The 6,601-nt window shown below is 73.1% G+C and carries 6 protein-coding genes; all 6 read left to right on the forward strand.

Annotation, left to right across the window (positions count from 1 at the left end; translation table 11 throughout):
- Positions 1-208 precede the first annotated feature (208 nt).
- Entirely contained in the window at positions 209-1,801 is a 1,593-nt protein-coding gene (locus E1285_RS42340; protein ID WP_132160488.1) for an acyl-CoA synthetase, read from the forward strand.
- A gap of 131 nt (positions 1,802-1,932) precedes the next feature.
- Positions 1,933-2,958 (forward strand): acyl-CoA dehydrogenase family protein, encoded by a 1,026-nt coding sequence (locus tag E1285_RS42345; RefSeq protein WP_132160490.1) that lies wholly within the window; start codon positions 1,933-1,935, stop codon positions 2,956-2,958.
- Entirely contained in the window at positions 2,948-4,141 is a 1,194-nt protein-coding gene (locus E1285_RS42350) for an acyl-CoA dehydrogenase family protein (RefSeq protein WP_132160492.1), read from the forward strand. The genes E1285_RS42345 and E1285_RS42350 overlap by 11 nt, the downstream gene beginning before the upstream one ends.
- Positions 4,138-5,358, forward strand: a complete 1,221-nt coding sequence (locus tag E1285_RS42355) for an amidohydrolase family protein (RefSeq protein ID WP_207947225.1) — start codon at positions 4,138-4,140, stop codon at positions 5,356-5,358. Before E1285_RS42350 ends, E1285_RS42355 begins: the two co-directional genes overlap by 4 nt.
- A complete protein-coding gene (locus tag E1285_RS42360) occupies positions 5,348-6,106 on the forward strand; it encodes an enoyl-CoA hydratase-related protein (RefSeq protein WP_165966996.1) in 759 nt (252 codons plus the stop codon). The genes E1285_RS42355 and E1285_RS42360 overlap by 11 nt, the downstream gene beginning before the upstream one ends.
- The coding region (locus E1285_RS42365) for a class I adenylate-forming enzyme family protein (RefSeq protein ID WP_165966997.1) at positions 6,103-6,601 on the forward strand (499 nt) is incomplete at its 3' end. The genes E1285_RS42360 and E1285_RS42365, both read left to right, overlap by 4 nt.

The raw sequence follows: 6,601 nt of genomic DNA on the forward strand, positions 1-6,601 counted from the left end.
CTCCCCTAGCGGCCCACCGTCCGACCCGCTGAACACCCTCGTCACCCTCCACGCTGCGGGCGACCCCCGTGCCTCCGGCCGTCCGCTCCGGAACCCACCCACGGACGTGACCCATGCACGAGGTACAGCAGCACCCCGGCCCACAGCGAGCAGCCCGAGCCGCGGACCCGTGCGGCGCCGATCTGCCCGACCCCCACACCCCGCCCACATGAGCGCGCAGGCCGCCGTCCAGGCGCTGCCCACGGCGGGCACCGACCCCGGTCGGGCAGCCGTCATCTGCGACAACGGCGAGGTCCTCACCTTCGGCGAACTCGCGGACCGCGTCTCGCGGCTGGCGGGCGCGCTGCGGCGGCGCGGCCTGCGGCCCGGGGACGTCGTCGCGATCCTGTCGGAGAACACCCCCGCCTACCTGGAGATGATCTGGGCCTGCCGGATCGCGGGGCTCTACTTCGTCACCGTCAACAGGCATCTCGGCGCGGCGGAGATCGCCTACATCCTCGCCGACTCCGAGGCGAGCGCCCTGCTGGCCTCGGCGAACCTCCCCGTCCACGCCGAACTCACCGCCGAACTCACCGCCGGACTCACCGCCGAACTCACCGCCGGACTCACCGCCGAGCAGACGCCCGGCGTGCGGCACCGCCTGCTGCGCGGCGGCCCGTCCCCGGGGTGGGACGACTACGAAACCGAGATCGCGACGGCCCCGCACTACGAGCGCGACACCGAACTCGAAGGCGACATCCTCCAGTACTCCTCCGGGACGACCGGGCGGCCGAAGGGCATCAAGCGCCGATTGCGGCCTGCGCCGGCGTCCGCCTCCGGGGACCTGCTGACCGGGTTGACGGGCCTGATCGGCATAGACGAGGACTCCGTCTACCTGTGCCCCGCGCCGCTGTACCACACGGCCCCGTGCATGTGGACGATGACCACGCTCCGGGTCGGCGCCACGGTCGTGCTGATGACCAGGTTCGACGCCCGCGAGGCGCTGGCGCTGATCGAGAGGCACCGGGTCACGCACGGGCAGTTCGTCCCCACCATGTTCACCCGCATGCTCAAGCTCCCCGAGCGGGAGCGGCTCGCCCGCGACGTGTCGAGCCTCAAGGCCGTCGTGCACGCCGCCGCGCCCTGCCCGGCCGAGATCAAGCGCGGCATGATCGGCTGGTGGGGGCCTATCGTCTCCGAGTACTGGTCGTCCTCGGAGGGGGCGGGGTTCACCTTCATCACCGCGCCGGAGTGGCTGGAGCGTCCCGGCTCGGTCGGCCGCCCCCTGCTCGGCTCCCTGCACATCCGGGACGAGGACGGACGGGACCTGCCGCCCGGCGAGACCGGCCTCATCTGGGCCGAGGGAACCGACTTCACCTACCTCAACGCGCCGGACAAGGACGCCGAGACCACCAGCCCGGAAGGCTGGCGAACCGTCGGCGACCTCGGCCGGCTCGACGAGGACGGCTACCTGTACGTCACCGACCGCGCCTCCTTCATGATCATCTCGGGTGGGGTGAACATCTATCCCCAGGAGGCCGAGAACGCCCTGGTCGAACACCCGAAGGTGTACGACGCGGCGGTCGTCGGGCTCCCGGACGACGACCTCGGGGAGATCGCGGTCGCGGTCGTCCAGCCGATCGACCCCGCCGGCGCCGGGCCCGGCCTCGCGGCGGAGCTGACCGAGTGGTGCGCGTCGAGGCTGGCCCGCTACAAGTGCCCGCGCCGCATCGAGTTCACCGGCGAGCTGCCCCGCTCCGACACCGGAAAGCTCTACAAGCGGCAACTGCGCGAGCGGCTGCTGCCGGGAGCGCGGGGATGACGGCGATGCCCACGGAGCGGGACGCCGCGGAGGTGGGGACCACGGGACCGGAAAGCAGAGGACCGGAAAGCGCGGGACCGGAAAGCACGGGACCGGAAAGCACAGGACGGGAAAGCACAGGACGGGAGAGCATGGACCTGGCGCTCAGCCCGGAGGACAGGGAACTGGCCGCCACGCTCGGTGCCGTCCTGGCCAAGGAGTCGTCGCCCGACCGCGTCAGGGCGGCGGAGCACCTGGGCTTCGACGCGCGGCTGTGGGCGACGCTCAACGAGATCGGCGTGCCCTCCATCGCCTTCGGCGCGGACGGCGAGGCCGTCACGGCCGGGCAGCTCGTCCTGATCGCCGAGCAGGCCGGGCGCCATCTCGCCAGCGCGCCGGTCGTGGAGAGCCTGGTCACCGCGAGGCTGCTCCAGGGGTGCGGCACCCCGGCGGCGAAGGCGATCGCCGCCCGCTGCGCCGAGGGGCGGATCGCGACCCTCGTCCTGCACCCGGCCCGCGAGCCGGACACCGAACTCGCCCCCGCGGGGGCGGTCGCGGACGTCGTCCTGTCCTACGACGACGGCCTCCTCGCCGCCACCGTCGCCGACGCGCCGATGGCCGCCGCCGCCAACCTCGGCGGCCTGCCGCTCGCCGACCGCGACCTGACCGCGGGCACGATCGAGCTGGTCGCGAAGGGCGAGGAGGCCCGGCGCGCGTTCGAGACCGCGCGGCAGGACTGGCAGCTGCTCACGGCCGCCCAGCTCGTCGGCGTCGCCGCCCGCGCCCTGGAGATCGCGGTCGGGTACGTGCGGGAACGGCACGTGTTCGGCCGTCCCGTCGGGTCGTTCCAGACCGTCGCGCACCGGCTCGCCGACCACGCGACGGCGGTCGACGGGGCGCGGCTGCTCGTCCAGGAGGCCGCGTGGGCACTGGACGAGCGGGCCCCGCGCGACCGCGCCGTCACCACCATGGCGTTCTGCTACGCCGCCGAACAGGCCGTCGCCGTCACGGCCGACGCGTTGCACTACCACGGCGGCTACGGCTTCACGGCCGAGTACGACATCCAGCTCTACTACCGGCGCGCCCGGGCGTACCCGCTGGTCTGGGGCTCGGTGCAACGCGAGTACCAGAGCCTCGCCGACCAGCTCTTCGGCGAACGGACCGGCGATGAACTTTGACCTGGGCCCCGAAAGCGAGGCGTTCCGCACGGAGGTCGCGGCGTTCCTCGACGAGCACGTCACCTCCGACGTGCGCGAACGCGTACGGCGTACCGGGTCCATGCACGACTGGGAGCTGCACCGCGCCCTCGCCTCGCGCGGCTGGCTGGCGGCGGGCTGGCCCGAGGAGTACGGCGGCCAGGGGCGCAGCCCGCTGGAGCTGATGGCCATGCGCGAGGAGCTGAAGAAGCGGCACGCACCCACCGAGGGCATGGGGATGACGATGCTGGTGGCGCGCACCGTCCTGGAGCACGGGACGGAGCGGATGCGCGCCGGCATCGTCCCCCGTGCGATCAACGGCGAGATCCTGATCTGCCTCGGCTACACCGAACCGCAGGGCGGCTCGGACGTCGCGTCCGCCCGCACCCGCGCCGAGCAGGACGGCGACGAGTGGGTGATCAACGGCCAGAAGGTGTTCACGACGCTGGCCGAAGAGGCGGCCTACGTCTTCCTCCTGACCCGCACGAGCACCGGCTCCGCGGGGCCGGACGAGGGCGATCCGCCTCCCCGGCAGGGGAAGCACCGCGGGCTCACCATGTTCCTGGTGCCCATGGACGCGCCCGGCATCGAGATCCACCCGATCCGCACCATCGGCGGGGAGCGCACCAACACCGTCTACTACACCGACGTCCGGGTGCCCGACGACGCCCGCGTCGGCGCCGTCAACGGCGGCTGGGACGTCCTGCTCCGGGCGCTGACCTACGAGCGCAGCGGCATCGGCGAGGACTCCCGCCTGCTGAGCGCCATCGTCGAGGCGGCCGGCGACCCCGGCGCGGCGCACTCCGCCTCGTCCGGCGACCCGACCGTCCGGGAACGGCTGGCCCGCCTCGCCATCGACGTCGAGGTGGCCAAGCTGCTGGGACGCCGGAGCTGCTGGGTCGAGTCGACGGGCGGGACGCCGACCGTCGAGGGGTCCATGCACAAGCTCTTCTCCGCCGAGTCCCGGGTCCGGTTCTCCTCGGTGCTGCTGGACCTGCTCGGTCCGCAGGGGCTGCGCGAGGTCGGCGACCCGAAGGCCGTGGCCGGCGGCGCGTTCGCGGAGGAGTTCCGGCACGCGGTGATCCTGCCGATCTGGGGCGGGTCGAGCGAGGTGCAGCGGCGCATCATCGCCGAGCGCGGACTCGGCCTGCCGCGCTCCACATGAACGAAGGGAAAGCCATGCCGATGACCTTCGGCGGCCGCCCGTTCCGGCCGTTCGACGCCGACAACCACTACTACGAGACGATCGACGCGTTCACCCGGCATCTCGACCGGAGGTTCCGCCGCCGCGGCGTGCAGGTCGTGAAGGCGAACGACCGTCCCATGATCCTGATCGGGGAGAAGGTCAACCGGTTCATCCCGAACCCGACCTTCGACCCGGTGCTCGTCCCCGGCGCCCTCGACCCGTACTTTCGCGGGGAGATCCCGGAGGGCGTGGACCCCGAGAGCCTGCGCGTCGTCGAGCCGATCCACGCCGAGTACCGGGACCGGGACGCGCGGGCCGACCGGGTCGGCGCGCAGGGGCTCGGGCTCGTCCTGCTCTTCCCCACGCTGGGGTGCGGCGTGGAGGAGGCGCTCCGCGACGACGTCCCGGCCACGATGGCGTCGCTGGCGGCGTTCAACCGCTGGCTGGAGGACGACTGGGGCTACCACTACCGGGAGAGGCTCTTCGCCGCGCCGATGCTCTCGCTCGCCGATCCACCGGCCGCGCTGGCGGAGCTGGACCGCGTACTCGGCCTCGGCGCGCGGGTGGTGTGCGTCCGCCCGGCGCCCGTGCCCGGCGCGGACGGACGGCCGCGTTCCCTCGGCGACCCGGCGCACGACCCGTTCTGGGCGCGGCTGGCCGAGGCGGGCGTGCCGGTGGCGTTCCACCTCGCCGACAGCGGCTACAACCTGCTGGCCGCGGCGTGGGGCGGCCCGGCCCGCTACGACCCGTTCCACCTGGACCCGATGACCAAGCTGGTGATCAGCGACCGCGCCATCCACGACGCGATCGGGTCCCTGATCGTCGACGGTGTCTTCGGCCGGTTCCCGGGCCTGCGGGTCATGAGCATCGAGAACGGCGCCGCCTGGGTTCCGCTGCTCGTCAGAAGGCTGAAGAAGCTGGCGAACCAGCAGCCGAAGCACTTCGCCTCCGATCCCGGCGACGTGCTGCGCGAGCACGTGTGGGTCGCGCCGTACTTCGAGGAGGACGTCATGGAGCTGGCCGGATGGATCGGCGCCGAGCGCGTCCTGTTCGGGTCCGACTGGCCGCACGGCGAAGGGCTGGCGGAGCCGACCGACTTCGTCGAACGGCTCGGCGGGTTCGGCGACGCCGATGTCCGCCGGATCATGCGCGACAACCTCGCCGAGTGCCTCGGCATGCCCGCCGATGAGCGGTGAGCCCCCGGTGGCCGGCGGGGGCGTCCGGTACACGCCGGGCAGGGTCGCGCATGTGGTGTTCGACCGGCCCCGGGTCAAGAACGCCCTGGACGCCGAGTGCTGGCGGCTGCTGGCCGGGGCGCTCGAAGCGTTCGCGGGGGACGGCGGCGCCCGCGTGCTCGTCCTGTCCGGGGCGGGCGGGGAGTTCAGCTCCGGGGCCGACCTGTCCGGCGGCATCAACGGCTCAGCCGAGCAGGTCACCGCGAAGATGCGGGAGATCACCTCGATCGTCGTCGCCCTGTACGCCATGCCGAAGCCGACCGTGGCGAAGGTGGACGGGGTGGCCGTCGGCGTCGGGATGAGCCTCGCGCTGGGCTGCGACCTCGTCCTCGCGTCCGACCGCGCCAGGTTCGGGGCGGTGTTCTCCCGGCACGGGATGACCCCCGACGGCGGGTTGAGCTGGCTGCTTCCGCGCATGGTGGGCGCGCACAAGGCCAAGGAGCTCACCCTGCTCGGCAAGCTGATCGGGGCCGCGGAGGCCCGCGACCTCGGCCTGGTCAACCGCGTCGTCCCCGCCGGGGAGCTGGACGCCGTCGCGGACGAATGGTGCGATCGGCTGGCCCAGGTCGCCCCCACCGCCGCCGCCGGGACGCTCGAACTCATCGACGGCGCCTGGGACATCCCCTTCACCGAAGCGCTGGAACGCGAGGCGGAGTCACAGCGGCGCGCAGTGGCCGCCCTGCGCGAAGCCGGGAAGACCGGCCCATGAGCGACCTGGTCGAGCAGACCTTCCCCAGCGCCTCGGCGAGCGAGTTCGGACGCTCCCTCATCGCCCCCGGCGGGCCGTACGCCGTCGTCGAGGAGGACGTGCTCGGCGAGCGGATGGCCGTGTTCGAGAAACGGCCGACGTCGATCCTCGAACTGCTCACCGATGCCACGGCCGCCCACCCCGGCCGCGAGTACCTCGCGGACGAGGACCGCAGGCTCACCTACGGCGAGCACCTGGCGGCGGTCGCGGCGCTCGCCCGGATCCTGCGCGACGAGCACGGGGTGACACCCGGCGACCGCGTCGGGCTGTGCGCCGCCAACTGCATCGAGTGGGTCATCGCCTTCTGGGCCACGCAGGCGGCGGGCGCCGTGACCGTCGCCATGAACGGCCTCTGGAGCGACCCGGAGATCGAGTCGGCCGTGGCACTGGTGGAGCCGCGCGTCGTCCTCGGGGACACCAAGCGGCTGGACGCCGTCGCCCGCGCCGCCCCCGGTC

This window comes from Actinomadura sp. 7K507 (genome assembly GCF_004348425.1).
Classification (GTDB): domain Bacteria; phylum Actinomycetota; class Actinomycetes; order Streptosporangiales; family Streptosporangiaceae; genus Spirillospora.

What these genes read in the sequence shown, in the direction of transcription:
- E1285_RS42340 (WP_132160488.1), top strand. Translation starts at nt 209, where the DNA reads ATGAGCGCGCAGGCCGCCGTCCAGGCGCTGCCCACGGCGGGCACCGAC.
- E1285_RS42345 (WP_132160490.1), top strand. Translation starts at nt 1,933, where the DNA reads ATGGACCTGGCGCTCAGCCCGGAGGACAGGGAACTGGCCGCCACGCTC.
- E1285_RS42350 (WP_132160492.1), top strand. Translation starts at nt 2,948, where the DNA reads ATGAACTTTGACCTGGGCCCCGAAAGCGAGGCGTTCCGCACGGAGGTC.
- E1285_RS42355 (WP_207947225.1), top strand. Translation starts at nt 4,138, where the DNA reads ATGAACGAAGGGAAAGCCATGCCGATGACCTTCGGCGGCCGCCCGTTC.
- E1285_RS42360 (WP_165966996.1), top strand. Translation starts at nt 5,348, where the DNA reads ATGAGCGGTGAGCCCCCGGTGGCCGGCGGGGGCGTCCGGTACACGCCG.